Origin of the sequence: Jiella mangrovi (assembly GCF_017815135.1) — a bacterium.
GTDB classification, from domain to species: domain Bacteria; phylum Pseudomonadota; class Alphaproteobacteria; order Rhizobiales; family Rhizobiaceae; genus Jiella; species Jiella mangrovi.
In genome coordinates, this window is record NZ_JAGJCF010000001.1 from 229,806 (window position 1) to 255,365 (window position 25,560).

General features: G+C 64.5%; 20 protein-coding genes, 1 pseudogene and 1 riboswitch. Of the genes and pseudogenes, 9 read left to right on the forward strand and 12 right to left on the reverse strand.

From position 1 onward, the window contains the following. Window positions 1–294: 294 nt before the first annotated feature. Window positions 295–1,827: a YifB family Mg chelatase-like AAA ATPase gene (locus J6595_RS01035; RefSeq protein WP_209592577.1), complete on the forward strand. Its 1,533-nt coding sequence runs from the start codon at window positions 295–297 to the stop codon at window positions 1,825–1,827. Window positions 1,828–2,079: 252 nt separating this feature from the next. On the opposite strand, the gene J6595_RS01040 is transcribed toward J6595_RS01035, so the two are convergent. The 5 genes from J6595_RS01040 to J6595_RS01060 form a co-directional block, all read right to left on the reverse strand. Continuing rightward, a complete protein-coding gene (locus J6595_RS01040) occupies window positions 2,080–2,538 on the reverse strand; it encodes a GNAT family N-acetyltransferase (protein ID WP_209592579.1) in 459 nt (152 codons plus the stop codon). Window positions 2,539–3,140: 602 nt separating this feature from the next. After that, window positions 3,141–3,470: a hypothetical protein gene (locus J6595_RS01045; protein ID WP_209592581.1), complete on the reverse strand. Its 330-nt coding sequence runs from the start codon at window positions 3,468–3,470 to the stop codon at window positions 3,141–3,143. A gap of 395 nt (window positions 3,471–3,865) precedes the next feature. Then, entirely contained in the window at window positions 3,866–4,477 is a 612-nt protein-coding gene (locus tag J6595_RS01050; RefSeq protein ID WP_209592582.1) for a hypothetical protein, read from the reverse strand. 210 nt (window positions 4,478–4,687) lie between these two features. Beyond that, entirely contained in the window at window positions 4,688–5,722 is a 1,035-nt protein-coding gene (locus J6595_RS01055; RefSeq protein ID WP_209592584.1) for a glycosyltransferase family 4 protein, read from the reverse strand. Continuing rightward, window positions 5,723–6,556 (reverse strand): UDP-2,3-diacylglucosamine diphosphatase, encoded by an 834-nt coding sequence (locus J6595_RS01060; RefSeq protein ID WP_209592586.1) that lies wholly within the window; start codon window positions 6,554–6,556, stop codon window positions 5,723–5,725. A gap of 205 nt (window positions 6,557–6,761) precedes the next feature. On the opposite strand from J6595_RS01060, the gene J6595_RS01065 reads away from it, so the two are divergent. Continuing rightward, the gene (locus J6595_RS01065) at window positions 6,762–9,068 is read left to right on the forward strand and encodes an NADP-dependent malic enzyme (protein WP_209592588.1); all 2,307 of its coding nucleotides are present in this window, start codon (window positions 6,762–6,764) and stop codon (window positions 9,066–9,068) included. A 140-nt stretch (window positions 9,069–9,208) separates the two neighbouring features. Here J6595_RS01065 and J6595_RS01070 read toward each other — a convergent pair whose 3' ends face one another. Continuing rightward, the gene (locus J6595_RS01070; protein ID WP_209592589.1) at window positions 9,209–10,162 is read right to left on the reverse strand and encodes a hypothetical protein; all 954 of its coding nucleotides are present in this window, start codon (window positions 10,160–10,162) and stop codon (window positions 9,209–9,211) included. Window positions 10,163–10,459: 297 nt separating this feature from the next. After that, window positions 10,460–10,568, forward strand: a riboswitch (TPP riboswitch). Between the two features lie 177 nt (window positions 10,569–10,745). Between J6595_RS01070 and thiC the strand changes: the two genes are divergently transcribed. The 6 genes and pseudogenes from thiC to thiD all read left to right on the forward strand — a co-directional run bounded on the left by thiC (window position 10,746) and on the right by thiD (window position 16,274). Further along, window positions 10,746–12,596 (forward strand): phosphomethylpyrimidine synthase ThiC, encoded by a 1,851-nt coding sequence (thiC, locus tag J6595_RS01075; protein WP_209592590.1) that lies wholly within the window; start codon window positions 10,746–10,748, stop codon window positions 12,594–12,596. A 5-nt stretch (window positions 12,597–12,601) separates the two neighbouring features. Next, entirely contained in the window at window positions 12,602–13,579 is a 978-nt protein-coding gene (locus J6595_RS01080; protein ID WP_209592592.1) for an FAD-dependent oxidoreductase, read from the forward strand. Next, entirely contained in the window at window positions 13,576–13,773 is a 198-nt protein-coding gene (gene thiS / locus J6595_RS01085; protein ID WP_209592593.1) for a sulfur carrier protein ThiS, read from the forward strand. The genes J6595_RS01080 and thiS overlap by 4 nt, the downstream gene beginning before the upstream one ends. Window positions 13,774–13,777: 4 nt before the next feature. Further along, window positions 13,778–14,563: a thiazole synthase gene (locus J6595_RS01090; RefSeq protein WP_209592595.1), complete on the forward strand. Its 786-nt coding sequence runs from the start codon at window positions 13,778–13,780 to the stop codon at window positions 14,561–14,563. Next, window positions 14,560–15,153 (forward strand): annotated as a pseudogene (locus J6595_RS01095) (thiamine phosphate synthase); the annotation flags it as partial. The gene J6595_RS01090 and the pseudogene J6595_RS01095, both read left to right, overlap by 4 nt. 287 nt (window positions 15,154–15,440) lie before the next feature. Further along, entirely contained in the window at window positions 15,441–16,274 is an 834-nt protein-coding gene (thiD, locus tag J6595_RS01100; protein ID WP_209592599.1) for a bifunctional hydroxymethylpyrimidine kinase/phosphomethylpyrimidine kinase, read from the forward strand. A gap of 354 nt (window positions 16,275–16,628) precedes the next feature. Here the strand turns inward: thiD and xylB are convergent, their stop codons facing one another. The 6 genes from xylB to J6595_RS01130 all read right to left on the reverse strand — a co-directional run bounded on the left by xylB (window position 16,629) and on the right by J6595_RS01130 (window position 24,361). After that, window positions 16,629–18,086 carry a xylulokinase gene (gene xylB / locus J6595_RS01105; protein ID WP_209592600.1) on the reverse strand — a complete coding sequence of 486 codons (1,458 nt, stop codon included), beginning with the start codon at window positions 18,084–18,086 and terminating at the stop codon, window positions 16,629–16,631. 258 nt (window positions 18,087–18,344) lie between these two features. Beyond that, window positions 18,345–19,658: a xylose isomerase gene (xylA, locus tag J6595_RS01110; protein WP_209592602.1), complete on the reverse strand. Its 1,314-nt coding sequence runs from the start codon at window positions 19,656–19,658 to the stop codon at window positions 18,345–18,347. Window positions 19,659–19,804: 146 nt separating this feature from the next. Then, complete coding sequence (locus tag J6595_RS01115; RefSeq protein WP_209592604.1) at window positions 19,805–21,547, reverse strand: tetratricopeptide repeat-containing sulfotransferase family protein; 1,743 nt, start codon at window positions 21,545–21,547, stop codon at window positions 19,805–19,807. Window positions 21,548–21,702: 155 nt separating this feature from the next. Further along, window positions 21,703–22,878, reverse strand: coding sequence for a Gfo/Idh/MocA family protein (locus J6595_RS01120; protein ID WP_209592606.1), 1,176 nt, complete (start codon window positions 22,876–22,878; stop codon window positions 21,703–21,705). After that, window positions 22,878–23,300 carry a hypothetical protein gene (locus J6595_RS01125; RefSeq protein ID WP_209592607.1) on the reverse strand — a complete coding sequence of 141 codons (423 nt, stop codon included), beginning with the start codon at window positions 23,298–23,300 and terminating at the stop codon, window positions 22,878–22,880. Before J6595_RS01125 ends, J6595_RS01120 begins: the two co-directional genes overlap by 1 nt. Continuing rightward, entirely contained in the window at window positions 23,300–24,361 is a 1,062-nt protein-coding gene (locus tag J6595_RS01130; RefSeq protein ID WP_209592609.1) for a sugar phosphate isomerase/epimerase family protein, read from the reverse strand. The genes J6595_RS01125 and J6595_RS01130 overlap by 1 nt, the downstream gene beginning before the upstream one ends. Before the next feature lie 261 nt (window positions 24,362–24,622). Between J6595_RS01130 and J6595_RS01135 the strand changes: the two genes are divergently transcribed. Next, a complete protein-coding gene (locus tag J6595_RS01135) occupies window positions 24,623–25,555 on the forward strand; it encodes an aldo/keto reductase (protein WP_209592611.1) in 933 nt (310 codons plus the stop codon). Window positions 25,556–25,560: the final 5 nt, after the last annotated feature.

Below are 25,560 nucleotides of genomic sequence, written 5' to 3' on the forward strand. Positions count from 1 at the left end.
CACAACGCCCTGGCTCGCGATGACGCTTGCCGCACCGTCAAAAACCCCTGTCCAAAAGTTCTTGCAACTTCGGCATCCCTTCGTTTCGTCAGGCCTCGAACGATCGACCGACCACGGCTCCCCTCTCGCAGACAATCAGCCAGGAAGACAACGCTGCCAGATAGAGACTTCGCACGCAACCGCTTTTTGTTCGATGAAAGTTCTTGTTTTATCCTCGCAAGCATGCTGAGGTGCATAAGTGCGTAAGACAACCCTTAAGAGCGCCTGCCGGCGCCTTGTTCAGGAGGGCGGCCGATGGTGTCGCGCGTCAAGACAGTCGCATTCCAGGGCATCGACGCCGTCCCGGTCGACGTCCAGGTCATGGTCGCTCCGGGCAAGGTCGGCATCCAGATCGTCGGATTGCCGGACAAGGCCGTTGCGGAAAGCCGCGAGCGGGTCCAGGCCGCCCTGCACGCCTCGGGCCTTTCGATGCCGCCCAAGAAAGTGACGGTCAATCTCGCGCCCGCCGACCTGCCCAAGGAGGGCAGCCACTACGATCTTCCGATCGCGCTCGGCCTGATGGTCGCGCTCGGCGCCGTCCCATCCGATGTTCTGGCCGACTATTGCGTCCTCGGCGAACTTTCGCTCGACGGCATGATCACACCGGTTGCCGGTGTCCTGCCCGCCGCAATGCGCGCCAATGCGCTGGAAATGGGCCTTGTCTGCCCGGCTGAATGCGGACCGGAGGCGGCCTGGGCGAGCGCCGACATGAACATCGTCGCCGCGCGCAGCCTCATCCAGATCGCCAACCATTTCCGCGGCACTCAGGTGATCGCGCGTCCAGAACCCGCGATCCGTGCGGCCCCGACCAACCTGCCGGACCTTGCCGACATCAAGGGTCAGTTCGTCGCCAAGCGGGCGTTGGAAGTCGCTGCCGCCGGTGGACACAATCTCCTGATGGTCGGCCCGCCGGGTTCCGGCAAGTCGATGCTCGCCCAGCGCCTTCCCTCGATCCTGCCGCCGCTGGCGCCGCGCGAGCTTCTGGAAGTCTCGATGATCGCATCGATCGCCGGAGAACTGACCGGCGGCAAGCTCTCCGACCGCCGCCCGTTTCGCAGCCCGCATCACTCGGCGTCCATGGCCGCAATGGTCGGAGGCGGCCTGAGGGCGCGCCCCGGCGAGGTGTCGCTCGCCCATCGCGGCGTTCTCTTCGTCGACGAACTTCCCGAATTCTCACCCGTCGTCCTCGACTCGTTGCGCCAGCCGCTCGAAGGCGGCGAAAGTGTCATTGCCCGGGCCAATCACCGCGTCACCTATCCCGCCAAGTTCCAGCTCGTCGGCGCGATGAATCCGTGCCGATGCGGCATGGCCGGAGAGCCGGGGCACCGATGCGCCAGAGGCCCGCGCTGTGTCAGCGAGTATCAGTCGCGAATTTCCGGCCCATTGCTCGACCGCGTCGATCTGAGGGTCGAGGTGCCGTCGGTAACGGCCTCCGATCTGATCCGGCCGGCCCCGGCCGAAGCCTCCGCGGCCGTCCTTGCGCGGGTGATCGCCGCGCGCGAACGCCAGACGGACCGCTTCACCGGCCTTGGCCTGCCGGCCGAAACGCTGAATGCCCATTGCCCGGCCAATATGGTCGAGGACATCGCGTCAATGGATCGGCCGGCAACGCAACTCCTGCACGACGCGGCCGAGCAGATGAAGTTCTCGGCGAGAGCCTATCACCGCATTCTGAAGGTCGCGCGAACGCTTGCCGACCTCGACGGGGCCGAAAGCGTGCAGCGCGTGCATCTCGCCGAGGCGATTTCCTATCGGTTGCCAGGCGAGAGGCTCGCGGCGGCCGCCTGACCGTGCCGGCCGGGTCAAAGCGTGGTCGGGCAAATTCGCACGGACGACGTCATATGGGTAAGGGCAACAATGAAGTCTGATCGAAGGTGACGATGTCTGCCGCAAAGCCATGGCGTGCTGCACTCGTGGCGGACCGGCCTGACGGCCCGCGCAGGCACCATGCGGCCCGGCATAGAAGCTCGGGGCTGGGTCGATCCGGCATCGGGCGCTCCGGCTCGGGGCGCTCCGGCAACGCCCAATCCCGCAAACGCCTCAGACGAAGTCGAGCCGCATGGTCGCCATGCCGTTCGTGCGGCCGAGCTCCTCGTATCCCGCAGCGTGATAGACCGCGAGGGCCGGTTCGTTGTCGAGTTCGACCTTGAGGGTGATGGAAATGGCACCGAGGCTTCGCGCCATGGCTTCGGCATGGGCGGCAAGTTCCTTGCCCGCACCACCGCGCGATGCTTCCTCGACAAAGACATAGACGAGATGGCGAACCTCAGGTCCGATCCCGATCCTCAGGGCGAAGAAACCAACTTCGCGGCCGCGATCATCGACCAGATAAAAGGACGCGTCGTCGGGCTCGTTCAGCCACTTTTCCTGCCATTCGAGCGGATCGAACGGGTGTTTGGCGCTCGGATTGACACGCAGGAGATCGGCTTCGTCGGCAAGCAGCCGCTGAAGCGGGTTGAGATCGAAGGGCGCGTTGGGGCGCACTGCGAATTCGGGCATGGCTGTGTTCCCATGAGGTCGGAAGAAATCGTGCTCTCATGGTCGCCCTGTCTGGCATATCGTCGTCGCGCGAGGCAACCGGATGGGACGCCGGATCCTTACTGAAAAAGAGAGTTGTCGATCGTCTCGGTCTGCTTCATCCATCGTCCGCCCGGGTCGCTGACGGGCTTCGAAGCGCATGCGCAGAGAAGGCCGACGAGCGCGATGGCGGCAAGTTTCGAGAGCGAATGGAACGGCATGTTCGTCTTTCGTGGGAGGAGATGGTTCCGCTGAACCGCGTCGCACGTGCTCCCCAAATGTGCCGGTTTGTTGGCCCTGCAGCTTCACCGAAAGCGAAGATGGCAGACCGCCAAAGCTTCAGGAGCATCCGAGCCGTCGCACCGATCCGCCGGAATGCGGCAGCCGAAGTGATGGGCCCGTATGATGCTTCTTGCGCCGGAGGTTACGACAAAGCCCGGTTCGGCAGGTTGGCATCCAGAGAGGACGGGCCATCCATTCTACGGAACGCCTTTGCGATATCGGCCACTGTCCCGGGATCGGCAGGACACATCGGCCCTGGAGTGAGCGCGTCGTCCATGCGCGCAAACTCCAGGCGCTCGCGGTCAGCGCGGGTTCTGGCCCGGCACGATCCCGCCCGAGGGCGTCGATCGCATAATGGAGGGGGTCGCGCCGTTCACGAGCGGCAAAGCCGAGGCTTTGCCATAGACGCCGCCAATCCCGAAGAGCCAGGCAATTCCGTCACTGCCCGCCCGCTGGACGACCCTGCCATCGGGCAGACGAACCGGATAGGCGACCTCGCGTTCGCGGTTGGAAAGGATGACGCCCGGGCCACGCTCGCCGGTTCGATAGTCTTGAGCCTGCGCCATCGCGGGAAATGCGAGGACGGCGGACAAGGCGGCAACGGCCGTCAATCTGCCAGTCTTGGTGGTCATGTCTTCAACCTTTCAACCTGAGCTGTCAGCCCCGTGATCGCGGATGGCGCCGCCTCAGCGCGCCACCTGACCGGGAACGAGCCCGCCGGACGGGGTATCGAGCCCGTAAATCTGCCTTGCGCTCGGACGATCACGACCTTCGCCCGGCGCGCGATCGACGCATCCGCCGAGACATAGGGTCGCGATCAGAGCGGCGCAAAGGCGATGCATAACGGACCTTTCGATTGTCATGGGCGTAAAACGCCGAGGCAAAGGGCGGGTTGCAACAGGGTTTCGTGATGACAGGAGCGAAGACACGGCCGCAGGATCACGCTGCGAGGGATCGACCCACTCATTCATTGATCCGCTGGAGCGATGCCTTTACGGACGGTCGCGCTTCCCCCTCGCCCCCTTTGTCAGTTCGCGGCCGGCGTGTCGTCGCGGGCACGCAGATAAGCGAGAAGGTCTTTGACGGCCGGCAAGACCATGCGAACCCTGTCGCCGCCGGACGGCCTCAGGCAGAACGCGATCCGCAGGCGCCCCTTTTTGCTCCACAGATAGGCGTCGAGGTCGAAGGTTCGCCCGGTCGAGGCCATTCGGTAGTTGCGCAGGACATATTCCCTGCCTCCGAGATCCTCGGCATGGGGCGCGTTGCGCGCCTCGAAGCGATCGCTCCTGACGAGCGGATCATCGGCAAGCTCCTGGCGCATCGACTTCGCCTTTTCGACGAACCAGACCTCGACGTCCTCCCATGGCATCAGCGTCTGATCGAGCATGAAGTCCGTGTCGATCGGCCAGGATCCCGGCGGACGCGGCGGGCCGAGCGCGTAGAGGCAGGACAGATCGGCCGGACAACCCGGCCCAGAACAGTCGAAACGCTGGCCGATTTCGATCACAGCATCCTCGTCCGGCCCCGCGAGCCAGCCGGCGGGCAAGGCCGGGGCCGTCACTGCCGGGAGCGCGCTTGACAGGACGATCCCCAAAACCGCGACGAGACGCGCACCGAACGTGAAAAACCCTGCGACCACCTTGCCTCCTCCGCAACTGAAATCCGTCTGCTCGGCCGACGTCTCCCCGCCAGACCTCCGGCAACCGGAAACGGCCGGACCGTGGCTTGCAAGGCAGACGGAAGGGAAACCGTGTCGCAGTGCGGTCCGGTCTCGTCCGCGCCGCCGCCCTTCCCGCGCAATCTCGCAGGGAAGGCTGGAGACGGGCTGACCAGACCGATTTTTTAAGTATCAGGCGACGACGGGGGTTTCTTGCGGCATGGCGCGGGACGCGCCGAAGGCGTGCTCCAGAAAGATCTCCGCACAGGCCTCCCAGTCGTAGGCGAAGGAGCGCTCGAACGCGACGTTACGATCGATGGCGAGTGCGGCGAGGCAGGCCTCGCGCAGGTCGTGCGAGATCGCGCCGGCCCCGGAGTCGGCGATCACGTCGTTGGGACCGGGCTCGGGAAAGGCCGCCACCGGAACACCGCAGGCGAGCGCTTCGATGATGACGTTGCCGAAGGTGTCGGTCTTGGAGGGAAAGACGAAGACGTCTGCCGAGGAATAATATCGCGCCAGAGCCTCTCCCGTCTGCATGCCGGCGAAATGCACGTCCGGATAGCGGGCGACGAGGCCGGCCATGGAAGGCCCATCGCCGACGACGAGCTTGGAGCCGGGCAGATCGAGATCGAGGAAGCCCTCGATGTTCTTCTCCGGCGCCAGCCGCGAGACGTTGAGGAAGATCGGACGGGGAAGGTTCAGCGCGATCGGCTCGCTCGGCCGGAAGATGTGCCGGTCGATGCCCCTCGTCCATGTGACGAGATTGCGAAAACCCTTCGGCTCCAGCTGCCGGCGCATGGATTCGGTCGGCACGAGGCAGGCGCTGGCGGCGTTGTGGAACCAGCGCAGCACCGCGTAGGTGAGGCGTTCCGGGATGGGGGCACGCTTGCGCAGATATTCGGGAAAGCGCGTGTGGAGGCTGGTGGTGAAGGCGATGCCACGCCTCAGACAGACCCGCCGCGCGGCAAAACCGATCGGCCCTTCCGTCGCCACGTGCACCGCGTCCGGCTGGAAGTCGTCCATGATCCGGGCCATGCCGTAGGTGCCGGTCATAGCCAGGCGGATTTCCGGATAGGTCGGACAGGGCACGGTGCGGAAATCCTGAGGCGAGACGACCCTGACCGTGAAATTCCGGCTCGAAAGCTCACGGACCAGGCTGTCGAGCGTGCGCACGACGCCGTTGATCTGGGGGTGCCAGGCGTCGGTGACGATCAGGATACGCTGCATTCAGGCTGCCTCGGTGGGACGCACGATCGGCTGCTCCGAAACGATCCGCGGCGGCATAGCCTTGGACCGGGCGCGCGCCGCGACGACCTCGCCCCACCGGATAAGCTCGAGGGACCCGTCGTGACGCTCGGCGATGGCGGTGCAGCTCTCGACCCAGTCGCCGGTATTTACATAGGCGACATTGGCGTATTCGGCGAGCTGGGCGTGGTGGATATGTCCGCAGATCACACCGTCGCACCCCATCTTGTGGGCTTCCTCCGCGAGCGCGGCCTCGAAGGCGCCGATGAAGTTGACGGCATTCTTGACCTTCAGCTTGGCCCAGGAGGAGAACGACCAGTAGGGGAAGCCGAGCCTGCGGCGGATCGTATTGAAGACGACGTTGATCGCGATCGCCGCGTCATAGGCCCAGTCGCCGAGATAGGCGATGATCCGGGCATTGCGCACGACGACGTCGAACTCGTCGCCATGCATCACCAGGAAGCGGCGCCCGTCGGCGGTCGTGTGGATGTCGTTCAGCTTCACCTCGACGCCGCCGAAATGCTTGCCGGTGAAATCGCGCAGGAATTCGTCGTGATTGCCGGGAACGTAGATGACGCTCGCGCCCTTGCGGGCCTTTCGCAGGAGCTTCTGTACCACGTCATTGTGGCTCTGCGGCCAGTTCCAGGAGCGCTTCAGGCGCCACCCGTCGACGATGTCGCCGACCAGATAGATCTTTTCCGCGTCGTTGAAGCGCAGAAAATCGATCAGCATCTCGGCCTGCGAGGCCTTCGCCCCGAGATGGATGTCGGAGATGAACAGCGTCCGGAAATGACGCGTTGCCGCTTCGTCCGTCATGAGTGCAGCCTCGCGCTCTATCTTTGCCCGTCTATCGGCTTTACTCGCAAATGGCTGATTCTCATTGCAGCCATATGACGCGTCTGGGGAAAACTCCGATGCGAACGAGCCTTCGTTCACGCGAAATCCGGTTTGCCTCGCAGCCGGCGGCGTTTAGAAGGACGGCGGACCGCAGGACCAAGCGCCGCAGAAGGAACAGGCATCGATGAGCACCAACCAATCCCCGGAAGGCGGCGAGACGATGAGCGATCTCGACAAGCAGGCGCTGTTCTTTCACCGCCATCCGAAGCCTGGCAAGCTCGCCATCCAGGCGACCAAGCCGCTCGGCAACCAGCGCGATCTGGCGCTCGCCTATTCGCCCGGCGTCGCCGCCCCCTGCCTCGAAATCGCCCGCGATCCCGGCCTTGCGGCGGACTATACCAGCCGCGCCAATCTCGTCGCCGTCATCTCCAACGGCACCGCCGTCCTCGGCCTCGGCAATATCGGGCCGCTCGCCTCCAAGCCGGTGATGGAGGGCAAGGCGGTCCTGTTCAAGAAATTCGCCGACATCGACGTCTTCGACATCGAGGTCGACGCGCTGGAGATCGACCATTTCTGCAAGGTCGTCGCGGCGCTGGAGCCGACCTTCGGCGGCATCAACCTGGAAGACATCAAGTCGCCCGAGTGCTTCGAGATCGAGGCGCGGCTGCGCGAGGAGATGGCGATCCCGGTCTTTCACGACGACCAGCACGGCACCGCCATCATCGCCGCCGCCGCGGTTCGCAACGCGCTTCGCCTCGGCGGCAAGTCGCTGGAAGAGGTGAAGATCGTTGCGTCGGGAGCGGGAGCCGCGGCGCTCGCCTGCCTCAACCTTCTCGTCTCGCTCGGGGCGAAGCTCGAAAACATCTTCGTCACCGACAAGGACGGCATGGTCTACAAGGGCCGCGAGGTCGCCATGGACCGGTGGAAGGACGTCTATGCCCGCGACACCGAGTTGCGGACGCTGGAAGAGGCGCTGGACGGCGCCGACGTCTTTCTCGGCCTGTCGGCCGCCGGCGTGCTCAAGCCCGAATACCTCAAGAAACTGGCCGACAAGCCGCTGATCCTGGCGCTGGCCAATCCGGTGCCGGAGATCATGCCGGATCTCGCCCGCGAGGTGCGCCCCGACGCGATGATCTGCACCGGGCGCTCGGATTTCCCCAATCAGGTCAACAACGTCCTCTGCTTCCCCTTCATCTTCCGCGGCGCGCTCGACTGCGGCGCGACCGGCATCACGGAGGGAATGAAACAGGCGGCGACCGACGCCATCGCCGAGCTCGCGCGCGAGGAAGTCTCGGAGGTTGCGGCGAAAGCCTATGGCTCGGAAACGCCGGTCTTCGGGCCGGACTATCTGATCCCCTCCCCCTTCGATCCGCGGCTGATCCTGAAGATCGCCCCCGCCGTCGCCCGGGCCGCCGAGAAGGACGGCGTCGCCTCGCGGCCGATCGCCGACATGGACGCCTATGTCGAGCGCCTGAGCCGCTTCGTCTTCCGATCCGGCATGATCATGAAGCCGATCTTCCAGATCGCCGCGAATGCCGGCAAGCGCGTCATCTTCTCCGACGGCGAGGATGAAAGAGTGTTGAGAGCCGCCCAGGTGCTGATGGAGGACAAGGTCTGCGTGCCGATCCTCATCGGCCGCCCCTCCGTTCTCGAAAGCCGGCTTGAACGCTACGGCCTGAAGATCCGGCCCGGCACCGACTTCGAGGTGATCAACCCCGAGGACGACCCGCGCTACCGCGACTATGTCGATCACTATTTCCAGAAGGTCGGGCGCAAGGGCGTCAGCCCCGACACGGCCCGCACCGTGGTGCGCACCAATACGACGGTCATCGGCGCCGTCGCCGTGTCGCGCGGCGAGGCTGACACGCTGATCTGCGGGCTGGAGGGACGCTTCCCCCATCACGTCCGCGACATCAGCCAGATCATCGGCATGCGGCGCGGGGTGAAGAAGCTCGCCGCCATGAGCCTCCTGATCACGCAGGGGACGACGAAATTCTTCCTCGACACCTATGTCCAGCGCGATCCCAATGCCGACGAACTCGCCGAGATGACCCGGCTCGCGGCCGCGGAACTGCGCCGCTTCGGCATCGATCCGAAGGCCGCCTTCGTCTCCCACTCCAATTTCGGCACCGACGATACCGAGGACACGGTGAAGCTGCGCAAGGCCCTGAAGCTGGTGCGCGCCGAATTGCCGGACCTCGAGATCGACGGCGAGATGCATGGTGACTCCGCGCTTTCGGAGACGATGCGCAACCGCGTGATGCCCGATTCCACCCTTTCCGGCGAAGCCAACCTCCTGATCTTCCCGACCCTCGACGCGGCCAACATCACCCTCAACGTCGTCAAGCAGATGACCGACGCGCTGCATGTCGGCCCGATCCTCCTCGGCGCCGCCTCGCCGGCCCACGTGCTGACGCCCTCGGTGACCTCACGCGGGGTGGTCAACATGGCGGCCATCGCGACGGCTCAGGCGATCGGGCTGGAGGGGTGAGCTCCCCAACTCTAGCGTATAGAAGATAGCGCGGCCTGTTCTGAGCGAGGAAAATACAGCATTATTCGGAATGCCTAATCAACAATCCATAAAACATGGGCATAACACCTTTTAAAGCTAAATGCACGTCAATCAACATTTTACCAACTGCCGAAATAGTCCTCACTTTTGAAATCAGGATTTGACATCACAAAATCTTTTTTCGCTTTATTAATGATTTCTGACATGTCTACTACAGGCGGCAAAAACGCTTCCTTCAACAAGCTATCCGCCAACTCGGTTGTAGGAATCGGGACACCGGAGGCGGCAGTGGCAGCTTTTTGTGTATAACTCAGAAAACCTTTTGCAGAGGCAGAATTTAATAGTTTTCGCGTTCTAAAATTTATCTGGGAGACAACATGCTGTATATTTGTTAATCCTCCTAACATAAGCGTATCCGCGGAGAGCGCTTTAAATTCGCTAGAAAGTATAATTTCCAACAATCGATCAGATTGGGCTTTAGATGCCTCTGCAATTAATGTTGCAGCAGCTAAATCAAACGGCCTATAGGTTGACAAAATACCTTGAATTCCTGCGATTCTAATACGCCCTTCGGGATCTTTAATCTGTCTCCTTACGTTCTCCAGGTCTTGCTGAAGACCAAACATATCGAAATGAAAATGGCACTTGAGAAAGAGCGCTTCCAAAAAATTTGGCAGCTGCGAATGAGCGACCATGGCAGAATTTCGCGCCACCTCCTCTTCCCGCGAGATGGCCTCTCGCTTCATTCTGTATGCCGAGCGCTCAAATTCTATTCCTAAATCATCAAATATTGATTCGAATATATCGTTAGATATCAAAGCTGTCCTTCTGCTTATATCAACTATCTTTACATAATTTTTTGCAGATTTTGGTAATTTCGATATTTCGTCATAATATTCATTTGAATACCGCCACGAGTCTGTGATTATTACTTCCGTAGCGCCCGAGTAGATCAAATTTTCAATTATATAAGGCAGCATGGCGCCAGTTATCCTAGCCCCTCTTTTTGAGCCATCTCCGAATGACTTCAAGAGATGGACGTGAGGCATTATAAGCTTAGTATGATCTATCATTTTACTGCAACCTCGCCCTCGATTTTCGAGCTTGAACGAGACTACGAAAATCTTATTGTAACGTCTTGCCTGACTTTAACATATTTTCTGGGGGCCGCCACACTCGCCGACATTCAAGCGACCAGCAGTGCCCAGCACATCGAAACTACGCTAACAACGACCATTCAATATATAAGATTCTCTTGCATTTTGAAATCAATTGGTCAGCTCAGCGATCTTAGCCTACCGTGCAATTTGTCCAACTTTAGGAATGCCTTGACCGGCCGCTTGACGCCACCCTCCCCTCTGCTACCCTTCTGATCGTCCACGGGGAGTTCTGCCAAGGAACTGAGAGGCCGCTAGCGCGCGGCGACCCGTCGAACCTGATCCAGTTCATACTGGCGTAGGGATGGAAGAAGGCCGTGAAGGCCGCCGACGGGTTTTTCTCTCTCCAAGGCGGCGCGCATTCGAAGACGGGATGCCGGGAGACCGGCAGACGATCGGGCCGAAAGGCCGGCGTTTTCGAAGCATTCGATCAGCGGCGCCTTTTCGATCACCGATCGACAGAAACTGGATCTCCAACGCTCGTCGAAGGAGTTCCAAGATGAATGTCATTTCCAAGATCACCGCCCCGACCGTGACCACCGGCCCGCTGCCGGCGTCGCGCAAGGTCTATCTCGCCGGCACGGCGCACCCGGCGATCCGCGTGCCGCTCAGGGAAATCGCCGTCCACCCGACGGCGGGCGAGCCGCCGGTCACCGTCTATGACGCCTCCGGCCCCTATACCGATCCGGATGCGGCCATCGACATCGCCACGGGCCTTGCCCGCCATCGCACGGAATGGGCGCGCGCAAGCGGCGACGTCGAGGAGTACGACGGCCGCCTCGTGAAGCCCGAGGACAACGGCAACCTGCCGGCCGACAAGCTCACCCCCGCCTTCCCCGTCGCCCACCGGCCGCTGCGCGCCAAGGTCGGAAAGGCCGTCACCCAGCTCGCCTATGCGCGGGCCGGCATCGTCACGCCGGAAATGGAATTCGTCGCGGTTCGCGAGAATTTGGGCCGCGAGAACCTCGGCCGCGCGGCCGAAAAGGACCAGCGCGCACGGGACGGCGATCCCTTCGAGGCGGAGATCCCAAATTTCATCACCGGCGAATGGGTGCGAGAGGAGGTAGCCTCGGGCCGAGCGATCATCCCCGCCAACATCAACCATCCCGAGCTCGAGCCGATGGCGATCGGACGCAACTTCCTCACCAAGATCAACGCCAATATCGGCAACTCGGCCGTCACCTCCTCCATGGCCGAGGAGGTCGAGAAGATGGTCTGGGCGATCCGCTGGGGCGCCGACACGGTGATGGATCTCTCCACCGGCCGCAACATCCACAACATCCGCGACTGGATCATCCGCAACGCCCCCGTCCCCATCGGCACCGTGCCGATCTATCAGGCGCTGGAGAAGGTCGACGGCATCGCCGAAAACCTCACCTGGGAGGTCTATCGCGATACGCTGATCGAACAGGCCGAACAGGGCGTCGACTATTTCACCATCCATGCCGGCGTGCGGCTCCAGCACATCCCGCTGACCGTCGACCGGGTGACGGGCATCGTTTCGCGCGGCGGCTCGATCATGGCCAAGTGGTGCCTGCATCATCACCGGGAATCGTTTCTCTACGAGCATTTCGACGAGATCTGCGACATCTGCCGCGCCTATGACGTCTCGTTTTCCCTCGGTGATGGCCTGCGCCCCGGCTCGATCGCCGACGCCAACGACGCCGCCCAGTTCGCCGAGCTGGAAACCCTCGGCGAATTGACGAAGATCGCGCGGGCGAAGGACTGCCAGGTGATGATCGAGGGCCCCGGCCACGTGCCGATGCACAAGATCCGGGTGAACGTCACCAAGCAGCAGCAGCTCTGCGGCGACGCGCCCTTCTATACGCTGGGGCCGCTCGTCACCGACATCGCGCCCGGATACGACCACATCACCTCAGGCATCGGCGCGGCGATGATCGGCTGGTTCGGCACGGCGATGCTCTGTTACGTGACGCCGAAGGAGCATCTCGGCCTGCCGGACCGCGACGACGTCAAGGTCGGCGTCATCACCTACAAGATCGCGGCCCATGCCGCCGACCTCGCCAAGGGTCATCCGGCGGCGCAGCTGCGCGACGACGCCCTCTCCAGAGCCCGCTTCGAGTTCCGCTGGGAGGATCAGTTCAACCTCTCCCTCGATCCGGAGACGGCGCGGCTCTATCACGACGAGACGCTGCCGAAGGAGGCGCACAAGGTGGCGCATTTCTGCTCCATGTGCGGGCCGAAATTCTGCTCGATGAAGATCAGCCACGACATCAGAGCCGAGGCCCAGAAGGAGGGCATGGCGGCGATGGCCGAGAAGTATCGCGCCGGCGGCGACCTCTACATGACGCCGGAGGAGATCGCGGCGCGGGCAGAGCCGGCGGAGTAGGCCTGATGCAGATCACCGTCATCGGGGCCGGCGTCGCCGGCCTCGTCACCGCCGTGACCCTCGCCGAACGGGGCGCGGCGGTGACGCTTCACGAGTGCTCGGAAAGCCTAGGGGCAAACGCTGCCTCCTGGCTCGCCGGTGGCATGCTTGCCCCCTTCTGCGAGGCCGAGAGCGCCGATCCGGCCATCGTCGCGCCCGGGCTCGCCGCCATCGACTGGTGGGCGGAGCGGGTGCCGGGCGTCACCCGGCAGGGAACGCTGGTGGTCGCCCCGCCCCGCGATGCCGGCGAGGTCCAGCGCTTTGGCCGGCGGACGCGGCAGGGCCTGCCGCTGGATGCAGACGGCATCGCGGCGCTGGAACCGGATCTCGCCGCACGGTTTGCCGGCGGCCTGCACTTTGCGGCCGAGGCCCATCTCGATCCGCGCCGGGCGCTCCTTGCGCTGTCGGAGCGCCTGCAGGCGCTGGGCGGCTGTCTCCGCCTGTCCTCGCCGCTCGAGCCGGAGACCGCCGCCGGCGACGTCGTCGTCGACTGCCGCGGCATCGCCGGCGCCGCCGATGACCTGCGCAGCGTGCGCGGCGAGATGCTGATCCTGCGGACACCGGACGTGCGTCTGTCGCGCCCGGTGCGTCTCCTCCATCCGCGCATCCCGGTCTATGTGGTGCCCCGCGCCGATAAGCTTTTCATGGTCGGGGCGACGATGATCGAGAGCGAGGCTGAAGGCCCGGTCCGGCTGCGCTCGGCGGTGGAGCTGATGAACGCCGCCTATGCGCTGCATCCGGCCTTCGCCGAGGCCGAGGTGGTCGAGATGAGGGCCGGGCGGAGGCCCGCCTTCCCGGACAATCTGCCGAGGGTCACGCGGAAGGGCCGGATCGTCTCGGTGAACGGGCTTTACCGCCACGGCTTCCTGCTGTCGCCCGACTGCGCCGCAAGAGCCGCCGATCTCGCCTTCGGCCCGGCGCAGACACGGGAGATCGCGGCATGAAAATCATACTCAACGGGGAACCCGCCGAGGTCGCAAGCTCCACCCTCGCGGCGGCGCTGGTCGAACTCGGCTATGGCGAAGGCCCCTTCGCCACCGCCCTCAACCACGACTTCGTGCCGGCCCCCGAGCGATGCGAGACGCCGCTTTCGGAGGGCGACGCGATCGAGGTCATCGCGCCGATGCAGGGAGGCTGAAACGATGCGGATCTATGACGAGACGTTCACCAGCCGGCTGATGCTCGGCACGGCGCGCTACCCCTCCCCGCAGATCCTGAAGGACGCGATTGTCGCCTCCGGTGCGGAAATCGTCACCGTCTCGCTGCGCCGCGAGGCCGCCGGCGAGCGCGCCGGCCAGAGGTTCTGGGATCTCATCCGCGACACCGGCGTGAAGGTCCTGCCCAACACCGCCGGCTGCCATTCGGTGCGCGAGGCCGTGACGACGGCCGAGATGGCGCGCGAGGTCTTCGGCACGCGGTGGATCAAGCTGGAGGTGATCGGCGACGCCGACACGCTGCAGCCCGACCTCTTCGGCCTCGTCGAGGCGACGCGCATCCTCTCGAACGACGGCTTTCAGGTCCTCGCCTACACGACCGAGGATCTCGTCGCCGCCGACCGGCTGGTCGAGGCCGGCTGCCGGGTGCTGATGCCCTGGGGCTCGCCCATCGGCTCGGCGCGCGGGCTGAACAACGTCTATGGCCTGAGAGCAATGCGGGCGCGCTTTCCCGAGCTGACGCTGATCGTCGATGCCGGCATGGGCGTGCCGTCCCATGCCAGCACGGCGATGGAGCTCGGCTATGACGGGGTGCTCCTGTCTTCGGCGGTCGCTCTCGCCGGCGATCCGGTCAGGATGGCGCGGGCGTTCCGGCTCTCGGTCGAAGCCGGGCGGCTTGGCTTCACGGCCGATCCCTTGCAGCCGCGCGACTTCGCCGAGCCCTCGACCCCGGTGCTCGGCCAGGCCCTGCTCGGCGACACGGTGTTCGCATGACGGTGCTCGACCCGTTCTACCTGATCGTCGACAGCGCCGACTGGATCGAGCGGCTGGTGCCGCTCGGGGTGAAGCTCGTGCAACTGCGGGTGAAGGATACCCCCGAACCTGCCCTTCGCGCCGAAATCCGCCGCGCCCGCAACATCTGCCGTCGCCATGGCTGCCAGCTGATCGTCAACGATTTCTGGCAACTGGCCATCGCGGAGGGATGCGACTTCGTCCATCTCGGCCAGGAGGATCTCGTCGAGGCCGATCTCGGCGCCATCCGCCGCGCCGGCCTGTCGCTGGGCATCTCGACCCATGACGAGGCAGAACTCGAAATCGCGCTGGCCGCCAAGCCCGACTATGTCGCGCTCGGCCCGGTCTGGCCGACGATCCTGAAAAAGATGCCCTTCGCACCGCAGACGCCGGCCCGTCTGGCCGCCTGGAAACGGGCGATCGGCGACCTGCCGCTGGTCGCCATCGGCGGGGTGACGGTGGAGCGCCTGCCGCAGGTCTTCGCCAACGGGGCAGACAGCGCCGCCGTCGTCACCGACGTCACGCGGAACGCCGATCCGGAAGGCCGCACGCGGGAATGGATCGCGGCGACGCGGGGATATGTCCAGGCCGATTCGCCTCGGCCAAGAGTGTCGTCGCCCAGCGCCGATACCCCCCTCTGCCTGCCGGCATCTCCCCCTCAAGGGGGGAGATCGGCGGTGTTGGCCGCACCGCCTTCCCCGTCGGTAAAAGTGCAGGACTGAGACGTGGAAAATCGGCGAAAAACGGTTGGGCAGGATCGATCTCCCCCCTTGTGGGGGAGATGCCCGGCAGGGCAGAGGGGGGTGCCTGGCGCCCGGGCTGACGATTGCGTTCGTCGTGTTGCCTCGACTGCGCCGCAATGACCCGCCCCGCCATCCTTCTCGTCGGCGGCACCGATTCCTCCGGCGGCGCGGGGCTTGCGGCCGACATCCGCGCCGCTGCCGCTCATGGCGTCGAGGCCCGGCTGGCGGTGACGGCGGTGACGGCGCAGACGAACGGCATGGTCGGCACGGTGGCGCCGATGCCCCCTGCCCTCGTCGCAGAACAGATCGCCTTCGCCCTTGCGGACGGCCGCGTGTTCGCCGTCAAGATCGGCATGCTCGCAGAGGCGGCGATCGTCGCGGCGGTGGCGGAGGCATTGGCGGGTTTTGCGGGGCCGATCGTCCTCGATCCGGTGATCGCGGCCTCCTCCGGCGGGATGTTGTTGAGCGAGGAAGGGATCACCGGCCTGATCGAGCGCCTGCTGCCGATGACGACGCTGGTCACGCCCAACCTCCCGGAGCTTTCGATTCTGGCAAGCCGGGCGGACGGCCGCTTGGCCGCCGGCGACCCGGCGCCGGTCAGCCAGACCGGCTTGCGGGGAAAGACAGAGGCAGGGCCGCACTCACACGCGACGCCCCGAGACGCCGCTCTCGTCCGCAACCTCTTCGCGGCCGGCGCCGGGGCGGTGCTGGTCAAGGGCGGTCACGAGACCGGCACCGAGGCCTTGGACGTGCTCCATCGCCGCGATGGCGGCCCGCCCCGGCGTTTCGCCACGCCGCGTCTCGACGCAATGCTGCGCGGCACCGGCTGCATGCTGGCAACGGCGATCGCCTGCCGCCTCGCAGCCGGCAATGGGCTGGAGACGGCCTGTGGCGCAGCCAAGGAATACGTGCGCGGGCTGCTCGCCGGGGCGTCGGCGGAACCGGGGTGATCGGGCTATCGCCGACGCCGTGGTTTGCGGCGCTTGTCCAGACGACCGGGCCATCCCCGTTTCGTCATCCCGGGCTTGACCCGGGATGACGAGGCTGGGATGGCGGCGTCGAGATGACGCCGGCGGCAGGGCAGAACGACTTCCGGTCCACGGGACTGAAGCCCGCGAGGCGATTGAGCGGGTGCGCACTTGGCGCCGATCACAAAGCGGAGCCGCCAACACGAGACGGCACCGCCAAAAGGCCCCGCAATCGAACACACGGCCGAGAGGCGCGTTGGATCAGAGGCGGCCCGTCAGCGGCACCCCGACACAAAGAAAAGAGCATGCACTGACCGGCCGGACACCTGCCGCCCCTTACCCCGCCATCGCCGCCTTCACCGCCGGGTAGAGCGCCTTGTAGCGCTGGTGCCCCTCGCGATAGGCGTCGATCTTGTCCGCCACCGGCTCGAAGGTCCGGGCGATCGGCGGGGCGGTGATGACGCTTTTCGGGTCGGCGCCGGTCGCCGCCGTGATGCCGAGGCGGGCGGCACCAAAGGCGGCACCGAAATCGCCGGCTTGCGGCAGCGCGATTTCGGTTTCGAGCACGGTGGCCATCAGCTGCAGCCAATAGGTCGAGCGCGATCCGGCACCGACGGCGATCAGTCGCTGCGGCTTGGGCTGATCACCGGCCGCGTCGAGGCAGTCGCGCATGGAATAGGCGACGCCCTCGAGCACGGCGCGGGTGGTCGCCTCGCGGGAGGTGTCGCTCTCGATACCGGCCAGTACGCCACGGATGTCGGCATCGTTGTGCGGCGTGCGTTCGCCGGAGAGATAGGGGAGGAACATCAGCCGGCCGGGCTCTGAGATCGCCTCGCCCAGCGCCCCGGTCAGATCGCCCGGCTCTTCCTTCAGAAGCTTCGACAGCCATTCCATGCAGCCGGCGGCCGACAGGGTCACGCCCATCTGGTGCCAGAGCCCCGGAATGGCATGGCAGAAGGTGTGGAGCGCGGTGTCGGGGACCGGATCATAACCTGCCACCGCAGTGAAAAGGACACCCGAGGTGCCCAGCGACAAGAAGCCGGTGCCCGGCTGCGAAACGCCGACGCCGCAGGCGGACGCGGCATTGTCGCCGCCGCCGCCGGCCACGACGATGCCGCGTTTCAGGCCGAATTTGTTCGCCAGGATATCGCGCAGCTCGCCGGACGCCTCCGTGCCCTCGACGAGGCGCGGCATGTGCCCGATGGTGAGGCCGGTGCGCTCCAGCATGCGGGTCGACCAGTCGCGCTTGCCGGTGTCGAGCCAGGCCGTGCCCGCTGCGTCCGACATTTCGGAGACGGCCTCGCCGGTCAGCCAAAGGCGCAGATAGTCTTTCGGCAAGAGCACGAGCCGGGTCTTGGCGAACAGCTCCGGCTCATTCTCGCGCATCCAGGCAAGCTTCGGCGCGGTGAAGCCGGGAAAGACGATGTTGCCGGTGATCGCACGGGATTCGGCATCGTCGAGGGCTTTCGCCTCGGCGTGGCTGCGGGTGTCGTTCCACAGGATGCAGGGGCGCAGAACCGTGCCGTCCTCGCTGAGAACCGTCGCGCCATGCATATGGCCGGACAGGCCGATGCCGTCGATGGCGGCGAACGCGCGCGGGTGCTTGTTGTGCAGCTCCTGCAGCGCCGCCTCACAGGCGACGATCCAGTTGGCCGGGCACTGCTCCGACCAGCCGAAATGCGGCCGCTCGACGGTGAGCGGCACGGAGACCGAGCCGATCACCGCCTGATCTTCATTGATCAGGAGCGCCTTGAGCGAGGAGGTGCCGAGGTCGAGGCCGAGATAGGTGGTCATGGGAATTCGGTCCCTTTCGAAGCAATGCGGTGGCCAGAGAGGCGCTGAATTTATGGGGCTGCCGGGACGCTATCATTGCAAGCAAGTCGTCATCCCGGCCGCCGAGCCGGGATCCATTCCAAATCCTGACCGGGACTGCAAGGCCACATTGAGCAGCCCAGACCCGAGGCAAAAAGCACAAGGCACAAAGCACAAAGCACAACTGCGACGGGTCTTGGCATCGATCCCGGGTCAAGCCCGGGGTGACGACGGGCAGGCTCAAACGTAGCGGTTGACGATACCTTCGAGCAATTCCTGACGGCCCGACTTCGGCTGCGGGTCGAGGGACAGGGCCCGTTCGGCGATCTGTTCGAGGCTCATCTCGCCGGCCAGCATCGCCTTGTTGCCCGGCTCGTTCCAGCCGGCATAGCGCGCCTCGAGCGGCCCGGTCAGCGCCTCGTCCTTCAGCATCGCCTCGGCGGCGAGAAGGCCGCGGGCGCAGGCGTCCATCGAGGCGACATGGGCGATCAGGAGATCGTCGGGATCGATCGACTGGCGGCGGATCTTGGCGTCGAAGTTCAGCCCGCCGGTCGAGAAGCCGCCATGCTTCAGCATCTCGTGGAAGACCAGCGCCATCTCCTTCACGTCCATCGCAAACTGGTCGGTATCCCAGCCGAGGAGATCGTCGCCGCGATTGATGTCGAGCGAACCGAAAATGCCGTTGGCAAAGGCGAGCTTGACCTCGTGATCGAAGGAATGGCCGGCGAGGATGGCGTGGTTCTGCTCGATGTTGAGCTTCACGTCGGCGGTGAGATCGTATTTCTGCAGGAAGGCGTAGACCGTCGCGACATCGTAGTCGTACTGGTGCTTGGTCGGCTCCTTCGGCTTCGGCTCGATCAGGATCGGGCCGGCAAAGCCGATCTTGTGCTTGTAATCGACGAGCATCGACATGAACCGGCCGAGCTGGTCGTATTCGCGCTTCATGTCGGTGTTGAGCAGCGTCTCGTAGCCCTCGCGGCCGCCCCAGCAGACATAGTTCGCGCCGCCGAGCCGATGGGTGGCGTCGATCGCCGCCTTCACCTGCCCGACAGCATAGGTGAAGACGTCCGGGTCGGGATTGGTCGCGGCACCCGCCATGTAGCGGCGGTTGGAGAAGAGGTTCGCGGTGCCCCAGAGAAGGCGGACCTTCTCGCTTTGCATCTTCTCTTCGAAGATGTCGGTGATCACCTTCAGATTGTCGTTGGATTCCTGCAGGCTGTCGCCTTCCGGAGCGACGTCGACGTCGTGGAAAGCGAAGAACGGCACGTCGAGGAGACGGAACATCTCGAAGGCGACGTCGGCTTTCTTCTTGGCCAGCTCCAGCGCACCGCCGCCATGCATCCATGGCCGGTTGAAGGTCTCGCCGCCGAAGGGATCGCCGCCCGGCCAGGTGAAGGAATGCCAGTAGGCGACGGAGAAGCGCAGATGGTCCTCCATGCGCTTGCCCATCACCATCCGGTCCTTGTCGTAGAAGCGAAAAGCCAGCGGATCGCGGCTTTCCGCACCTTCGAAGACGACGGGTGCGCTACGGTCGAAAAAGCTTGCTGACGCCATCAATGGGCCTCCCTGCTCAGCGGAATGAAGGTATACGCTGTCGCAAACTGGCCTAGGCGAGCGCTTCTTCAAAGGCAAGTCGGGAGTTCATTCGACGGGCACTGTCTTAAGGGCTTGCAAGAAGGCTGCCCGACAGTGCCCCGCCATCATTGCGTGGCCGGCATCGGCGAACCGAGCTTTTCGGCAAGCGGCGCGAGATGGGCCTCGAAGCGGCGCCACTCCTGCGAACTGCCGCGATACATCGCCCGTTGAACCTGCGCGCGGCTCGCCGTTTCCACGCGGCGTTTGGTACGATGAAAGTCGAGACAGGCCGGTTCGAAGTCGAGGCCGCACCAATCGAGCAGCGCGCGGGTTTCGGCTTCCTGATTTTCGGTGAGGGTCTCGTAACCAAGTTCGTAGATCGCTCCGGGCATCGCCCGGCTCCAGAAGGCCATCTGCTCGTCATGCAGGCAGTGGTAGCGGGCGAGGTCCTCCAGATCGTAGACGTAGCCGTTGGAATCCTCGGCGAAGAACTGGCGGAAGTTCGACCAGCAGGTCGCCATTTTGTCCCGGTTGAGATGAACGATCTTCGCTTCGGGAAAGATCAGCGGAATATAGCCGGCGAAGATGAAGTTGGCGGGCATCTTGTCGGTGACGACCGGCTTGTCGCCGCCGATCTCCTCGAGCACGCGGCCGTAGCTTTGGCGGATCTTGTCGGCCGCCTCGCGCGCCTCGGCTTCGCTTCCCGTGGTCAGCGGCTTGAAGTGCCGGTGGATCGCATCACGAAGCGCGGTAAGTTCGCCGGCGCCATGAACCGTCGAATGGCTGGCGAGGATCTGCTCGCACAGCGTCGTTCCCGATCGCGGCATGCCGAGGATGAAGATCGGCCGCCGCGCCATCGCCGCGCTCGGCGTCGTGCCGGCGAGTTTCGATGCGAGACCGTTCTCGAACCCCTGGCGGACACTGGCGAAACTCACGGCCTGCGCTTCGATATCGTAGGGAAGCGTCTCGCGCTTGGCGCGATTGGCCGCGATAAAATGCGCGAAGGCCTCGTCGGTCTCGCCGGCCTCGTCCTGGGCCTTGCCGAGCGCGAAATGGAGATGCGCCAGGTCCGCATTCGACAGTGCAGGGGTTTTGAGCAGCGCCTGCATCTCCGCAATATGCGGGTCGCCGGCTGCGTAACGCCGCATGCGGCTCAAGGTGAAATGGCTCTCGGCATGCGCCGGCCGACGCTTCAGGATCGCGGCAAGGCTCTCGCTGGCCGCAGCCGGATCGCCGAAGGCCATCTCGGCGAGTGCCCGGTCATGGCGAAGGGCAAGATCGTCCGGCGCAAGGGCGATGGCGGCTTCGAAACCTGCCATCGCGGCCTCCCGCTCTGACAGGGCGACGAGCGAGATGGCGCGCGAGCCGATGGTCTTGTAGTCGCGCGGGTCGAGCCGGATCGCCTCGTCGAAGGCGGCGACCGCTTCGCGATGGCGGGACAGCTTGGCGAGAACCGCGCCGAGATTGCGCTCCACCGAGGCGTCGCCCGGCGTCATCAGCGCCGCGAGGCGGAAAGCTCCCGCCGCCCGGTCGAACTGTTCCGTTGCCTGACAGGCGCCGCCGAGAAGCTTTGGCAGAACCGGAAACCGCGCAAAATGGGGCGCCAGCCTCGTCGCGCCGGCGATCACCTCGTCATGCAGCCCATCGGTATAAAGCGCCTTTAGTCGCTCCACCTGCGCCTCGGCGGGCAAGCGATCGGACGGAACATTGCGCCCGATCGCCTCGAATTCCGCCATGAGCCGCCGCTCGCCGGGAAAACGCTTCAATTCCGCGCTGATCAGCGACAAGGCCTCGCCGTGCCGTCCCTTCTTGGCGAGCGTTCGGGCCTTTCTGACACTGCGGTCGAGGGGCATCGAGGATTGCGGCATCACGGGCTCCGGTTCAGATCGTTCCCGAATGCCTAGCGCCCGTTCAGATCGCGAAGCTTGCGTCAATGCGAATGACGAACGATTTCTTCACCTTAACATCACATCGCCATGGCCGACGGCGAAAACGTCGCGCCGCCGGTAGCCGCACCGTCCGTCTAGCGCCCCAGCCGCGTCCAGGCTCCGTCCTCGTCCGAGGATTTCACGCAGGCCTCGATGAAGGCCAGTCCGTCGACCCCGTCCTCGATGCCCGGCAAGGCCAGACCATCCGGCGGCGCGCGCCCGGCCTCGGCTGCCCGGATCAGTTCGGCCGCTTCGCCGTAGATCGTCGCAAATCCCTCCAGATAACCCTCGGGATGGCCCGCCGGGATGCGGCTCACGGCCGCCGCCGCCGGGCCCGCACCGGCCCCGCCGCGGGTCAGGAGCCGTCTGGGCTCGCCGAGAGGCGTATACCAGAGCTTGTTCGGCTCCTCCTGGGACCATTCGAGCCCGCCCTTCTCGCCATAGACGCGCAGCGTCAGGCCATTCTCGTTGCCGACCGCCACCTGGCTCGCCCACAACATGCCCTTGGCGCCATTTTCGAAGCGCAAGAGCATCGAGGCGTTGTCGTCGAGCTGGCGCCCGGAAACGAAGGTCGAAAGGTCGGCGGAGAGCGTCTCCACCCTGAGGCCGGTGACATAGGTCGCAAGATTGTGGGCATGGGTGCCGATGTCGCCGATCGCGCCGCCCGCCCCGGCCTTTGCCGGATCGACGCGCCAGCCGGCCTGTTTGGAGCCGGCGTCTTCGGCGCGCTCCGCCAGCCAGTCCTGGGCGTATTCGGCGACGACGACGCGGATCCTGCCGAGATCGCCGCCAGCCACCATCGCCCGCGCCTGCCGGATCATCGGATAGCCGGTGTAATTGTGGGTGAGGACGAAGACCTTGCCGGCCTTTCTGGCGATCGCTGCGAGCTCCTTCGCCTCGGCCAGCGTCGTCGTCATCGGCTTGTCGCAGATGACGTGGAAGCCGGCTTCGAGGAACCGCTTCGCCACGGGAAAGTGCATGTGGTTGGGCGTGACGATCGCCACCGCCTGGATGCCGTCGTCGCGAGCGAGCTCCGCCGTCGCCATTTCCTCATAGGTGCCGTAGCTGCGCTTGGAATCGAGCCCGATCTCGGCGGCCGAGGCCTTGGCCTTTTCCGGCGTCGAGGAAAGCGCCCCGGCGACCAGCTCGAACTTGTCGTCGATACGGCTGGCGATCCGGTGAACCGCGCCGATGAAGGCGCCCTGCCCGCCGCCGACCATGCCGAGGCGGATGCGGCCGGCGTGAATCTCGTCGCGTCCTTCGATGGCCATTACAAACTCCTCTGGTATGGCAGAACTGAATAAGCCTTAGAAACATACCTTTCTTGCAGTCCACCTTTCAGCCCTGCGCTCTGCGTGACTGTTCTGAGAAGGGTAATCAACTTTGCTCCATTTGGTGGAGGTGCGGATGTAAATTCATCAAATGCGTTCATCACCTCAGGTTCATCTGAGAAAACATAGGGTACTCGAGACAGCGCTTTATTGAAGGCATGAGCATCCAGCTCGGACACAGGAAAATTATCCTGCAACACAAACCGGTAAGCAATTAAATCGTCGACGAGAGAGACCTTTGCTCGCCGACGCTCTATTTTCTCAATCGATATGTACCCATGGAAGTAAGCCCACATCGCCCCGGCAGAAGCCAAGAGGCCTGACACCAGCCCTCCAACAACTCCGCCCCAAAATCCGTCCATCAGAAATTTCCGATTCCCAGCATCCGCTTGTTCGCCGCCTCGTCCGTTCCGCCGGACGCGAAATCGTCGAAGGCCTTTTCGGTGACGGTGATGATGTGACCTGCGATGAAGGGGGCGCCCTCGGCGGCGCCCTGTTCGGCGTCCTTGATCGCGCATTCCCATTCGAGAACGGCCCAGGACGAATAGTCGTATTCGGCCATCTTGGAAAAGATCGCGGCGAAATCGACCTGCCCGTCGCCGAGCGAGCGGAACCGCCCGGCCCGCTTCAGCCAGGGCTGGAAGCCGGAATAGACGCCCTGCCGGCCGGTCGGATTGAACTCGGCGTCCTTCACGTGAAAGGCGCAGATGCGCTCGTGATAGATGTCGATGAACTCGACATAGTCGAGCATCTGCAGGGCGAAATGCGACGGATCGTAATTGATCTGGCAGCGCGGATGGTCGTTGCAGGCTGCAAGGAACATCTCGAAGGTCGCGCCGTCGAAGACGTCCTCGCCCGGATGGATCTCGTAGCCGACGTCGCAGCCGACTTCGTCGAACGCGTCGAGGATCGGCACCCAGCGCTTGGCCAGTTCCTCAAACGCGGTGTCGATCAGCCCCGCCGGGCGCTGCGGCCAGGGATAGAGGAACGGCCAGGCGAGCGCGCCGGGAAAGGTGACGTGGCTCGAAAAGCCGAAATGGCCGGACGCCTTCGCCGCCATCTTGAGCTGCTCGACCGCCCATTCCTGCCGGGCCTTCGGGTTGCCGCGCACTTCGGGCGCCGCAAAGCCGTCGAAGGCCTCGTCGAAGGCCGGATGGACGGCGACGAGCTGGCCCTGGAGATGGGTCGACAGATCGGTGATCTCGACGCCCGCCTCGCGGCAGATGCCGGCGACCTCGTCGCAATAGGTCTTCGATTCGGCCGCTTTCTTCAGATCGAACAGTCGCCCGTCCCAGCTGGGGATCTGCACGCCCTTGTAGCCGTGGCCGGCCGCCCACGCGGCGATGGACTTCAGGTCGTTGAACGGCGCGTCGTCGCCGGCAAACTGGGCGAGGAAAATCCCCGGTCCCTTCATCGTCTTCATGCTTTCCTCCCATCCCCGCATCCCGAGGATGCGCCGTTATGCGCCTCGCTTCTTTCGGCAAGGTCACAGCTGGCAAGGAACTTGGCACGGCCCGGCTGCAATTTGAAGGGGTGGCCGCGATCACCTGCAGATAGACCTCCTCGCAAGTCTTTGACGCGAGCGTGATCGCCTTTCAGCCCTCGGATCCCGGCTTTGGCGCAACCAGTTGGACGTGGCGGGATTGCTCAATTTCAAGCGCATCGCCAATCGTGAAGGACGACCATGGCAAACGACACCCCATTCCCCCGTCGCACGCTTTTGAAGGGTTCGGCCGCGATTGCCCTGTCCTCGCTCGGCCTTCCGGCTTTCGCGCAGGCGCCGGTGTCGTCGGTGCTGAAGAAGACGGTGCCTTCTTCGGGCGTCGAGCTGCCGGTCGTCGGCATGGGGACGTGGATCACCTTCAATGTCGGCAACAACCGGGAAGCCCTGGCCGAATGCACCGCCGTGATGAAGGCGTTCTTCGCATCGGGCGGCCAGATGATCGATTCCTCGCCAATGTATGGCTCTTCCCAGGCAACGGTCGGATACGGGCTGGAACAGCTTGGCAAGCCGGAGGGGCTGTTTCCGGCCGACAAGGTCTGGACGTCCGACGTTTCGGAAGGCGCCGGCCAGATCGAAGCGACCCGCGATCACTGGGGGGTGGATCGCTTCGGCGTCATGCAGGTGCACAATCTCCTCGGCTGGGAAGGCCATCTCGACACGCTCCAGGCGATGAAGGAGGAAGGCCGCATCGGCCATATCGGCATCACGACGTCCCATGGCCGGCGGCATGGGGAAGTTGCCGCGATCATGGAAAGCCGGCCGATCGATTTCGTGCAGCTGACCTACAACATCGCCGACCGCGAGCCCGAAGAGCGGCTGCTTCCGCTGGCGAAAGAGCGCGGCATCGCCGTCATCGCCAACCGGCCGTTTAGGCGCGGCGGGCTGATCAGTGCGACGCAAGGTCAGCCGCTGCCGGGCTTTGCCACCGAGATCGGCGCCGAGACCTGGCCGAAATTTCTCCTGAAGTTCATCGTCTCGCATCCCTCGCTGACGGTCGCGATCCCCGCGACACGGAGCGTCGCCCATGTCGAGGAAAACATGGCGGCGGCGCGCGGGCCGATGCCGGATGAAGCCATGCGCCGGAAGATGGCCGCGCATTTCGACAGTCTGTGACGAGG